Source organism: Sandarakinorhabdus sp. (genome assembly GCF_040398645.1).
Lineage (GTDB): Bacteria > Pseudomonadota > Alphaproteobacteria > Sphingomonadales > Sphingomonadaceae > Sandarakinorhabdus.
The window spans coordinates 34,737-37,492 of the sequence record NZ_JBBATR010000013.1 but is presented as its reverse complement, the minus strand read 5'-3'; the positions used below and the strand labels follow the sequence as shown (position 1 = coordinate 37,492).

Here is a 2,756-nt window from a genome sequence, read left to right as displayed (position 1 = left end):
CGGCCATACCAGGTGCGATCGAACACGGCGATTTCGCGATTCCCCGGCAGGCGCTGCCAGAACCGCCACAGATAATGCCGCGCCGCTTCTTCGCGGCTGGGCGCGGCAATCGGCCAGACCTTGCAATAACGCGGATCCAGCGTGGCCATCATGCGCGTCACCAGCCCACCCTTGCCGGCAGCATCCCAGCCTTCCAGCGCAACAATTGCATTGAGGTTTTGCGCAATATAGGCAGATTGGATCAACTCCAGCCGGCGCTGCAGCGCCTCCAGTTGGTCATCATAGTGGCTGCGCGGCAAATCATGCTCGGTTTCGAAATCGGTGAGGCTGGCAGGTTTCATGCTGGTGAGGCTGGCAGGTGCGCGGGCCGGTGGCAAGGCCAGCCCGCGCACGGATTGGAGGCGTCAGTCCACAACCCGAAGATGCAATTCCCGCAGCTGCTTGGGCGTCGCCGGCGCCGGCGCGTTCATCATCAGATCTTCGGCCTTCTGCGTCATCGGGAACACGATGACCTCGCGGATGTTCGGCTCGTCGGCGATCAGCATCACCATGCGATCAACACCCGGCGCTGAACCGCCGTGCGGCGGCGCGCCGAACTTGAACGCGTTGATCATGCCGGAGAAATTGGCATCGACCTGTTCCTGGGTATAGCCAGCGATTTCAAACGCCTTGTACATGATATCAGGCCGATGGTTGCGGATGGCGCCCGACGACAGCTCAACACCGTTGCAGACGATGTCGTATTGGAAGGCCTTGATGGTCAGCGGGTCCTGCGTCTCCAGCGCTTCCAGTTCGCCCTGCGGCATTGAAAACGGGTTGTGGCTGAAGTCGATCTTCTTGGCGTCCTCGTCATATTCGAACATCGGGAAATCGACGATCCAGCAGAATTTGTAAGCGTTCTGCTCGATGAGGTTCAGCTCGGAACCGATGCGGGTGCGCGCCAGACCGGCCAGCTTGGCAGCCTGGGCTTCCTTGCCGGCGGCGAAGAAACAGCCGTCATCCGGGCCAAGGCTAAGCGCCTCATACAAGGCCAGCATGCCGGCTTCACCGTGGTTCTTGGCGATGGGGCCGCCAAATTCGCCGCCCTTGCGCGTCACATAGCCCAGGCCGGCATAGCCTTCGCTGCGCGCCCATTCGTTCATGTCGTCAAAGAATTTGCGGCTTTTTTCAGCAGTGCCCGGCGCGGGGATGGCGCGCACCACGTTGCCGGTTTCGACCATCTTGGCGAACAAGCCAAAGCCTGAACCGACGAAGTGGCTGCCGACATCGGTGATGACGATCGGGTTGCGCAAATCGGGCTTGTCGTTGCCGTACTTCAGCATCGATTCCAAATAGGGAATGCGCGGGAACGCGCCCTTGGTCACCGCCCATGGATCGCGGTCGCCAAAGCCGGAAAACTCCTCGAACACACCGGCCAGCACAGGTTCAATGGCAGCAAAAACATCGTCTTGTGTAACAAAGCTCATTTCAAAATCGAGTTGGTAAAACTCGCCGGGTGAACGATCTGCCCGCGCATCTTCATCGCGAAAGCAGGGCGCGATCTGGAAATAACGATCAAAGCCGGCGACCATAAGCAGTTGCTTGAACATCTGCGGGGCTTGCGGCAGCGCGTAGAATTTGCCGGGATGCACGCGGCTGGGCACCAGATAATCGCGGGCGCCTTCGGGGCTGCTGGCGGTGAGGATCGGTGTCTGAAACTCCATGAAGCCCTGATCGATCATGCGGCGGCGCAGCGAGGCGATCACCCCGCTGCGCAGCATGATATTGGCATGCAGGCGCTCGCGGCGCAGATCCAGAAACCGATATTTCAGGCGGATATCTTCGGGATATTCAGCTTCACCGGCCACCGGCATCGGCAGCTCTTCGGCCGCTGATTGCACCGTGATTTCGGCCGCGCGCACTTCGATATCGCCGGTGGGCAGGCGGGCATTCACCGCGCCGCCTTCGCGCCGCACGACTTCGCCAATGATGGTCACCACGGATTCGGCGCGAATGCGGTCCAGCACGGCAAAGGCCGGCGACGACGGCGCAGCGACAATCTGGGTGAGCCCATGATGGTCGCGCAGATCAACGAACAACACGCCGCCGTGGTCACGCTTGCGGTGCACCCAGCCCGACAATTTCACGGTCTGGCCGGCGTGGCCGCTGCGCAATTGCGCGCAAGTGTGTGTGCGATAGGCGTGCATGTTTCCGGCTTCCGGGGATGGCGTTGCAAGCGGCGGGTAGCACACGCGAAACACCGCTTTGTCAAGCGACCAGATTGCGGTAACGAAGCCAATGATCATTCATCCGCTGGTGACAGACACCGCGACCTTGCAGTCCTTGTGTGCTCGCTGGTCCACTGCCGATTTTGTCGCTGTGGATACAGAATTCATGCGAGAATCCACCTATTATCCGGATTTGTGCCTGGTGCAGGTCGCTTGCCCCAACGAAGCGGCAGCCATTGATCCCAAAAGCCCCGATCTCGATCTGGCGCCGCTGCTCAAGCTTCTGGTCGAGGAGCCTGTGCTCAAGGTATTTCATGCCGGCGGGCAGGATCTCGAAATTATCTACAACCTCACTGGCAAGACGCCGCAGCCGCTGTTCGACACGCAGATTGCCGCCATGGCCTTGGGACTTGGCGAGCAGATCGGCTACACCAATCTGGTGGCGGCCTATGCCAATATCCAGGTCGACAAGGGCGCGCGCTTTACCGATTGGGCGCGGCGGCCATTGAATGATCGCCAGATCGAATATGCCATTGGCGATGTCACGCA

The 2,756-nt window shown here is 60.4% G+C and carries 3 protein-coding genes; 1 reads left to right on the top strand and 2 read right to left on the bottom strand.

The window, feature by feature from the left end; translation table 11 throughout:
* Both ABWP50_RS04865 and aspS read right to left on the bottom strand, forming a co-directional pair.
* Positions 1–341, bottom strand: a 341-nt coding sequence (locus ABWP50_RS04865) for a polyphosphate kinase 2 family protein (RefSeq protein ID WP_502950978.1), incomplete at its 3' end; no start/stop codon positions are given.
* Positions 342–404: 63 nt separating this feature from the next.
* A complete protein-coding gene (aspS, locus tag ABWP50_RS04860) occupies positions 405–2,186 on the bottom strand; it encodes an aspartate--tRNA ligase (protein WP_353216865.1) in 1,782 nt (593 codons plus the stop codon).
* Positions 2,187–2,277: 91 nt separating this feature from the next.
* Here aspS and ABWP50_RS04855 point away from each other — a divergent pair.
* A partial coding sequence (locus tag ABWP50_RS04855) for a ribonuclease D (RefSeq protein ID WP_502950977.1) occupies positions 2,278–2,756 on the top strand: 479 nt, incomplete at its 3' end.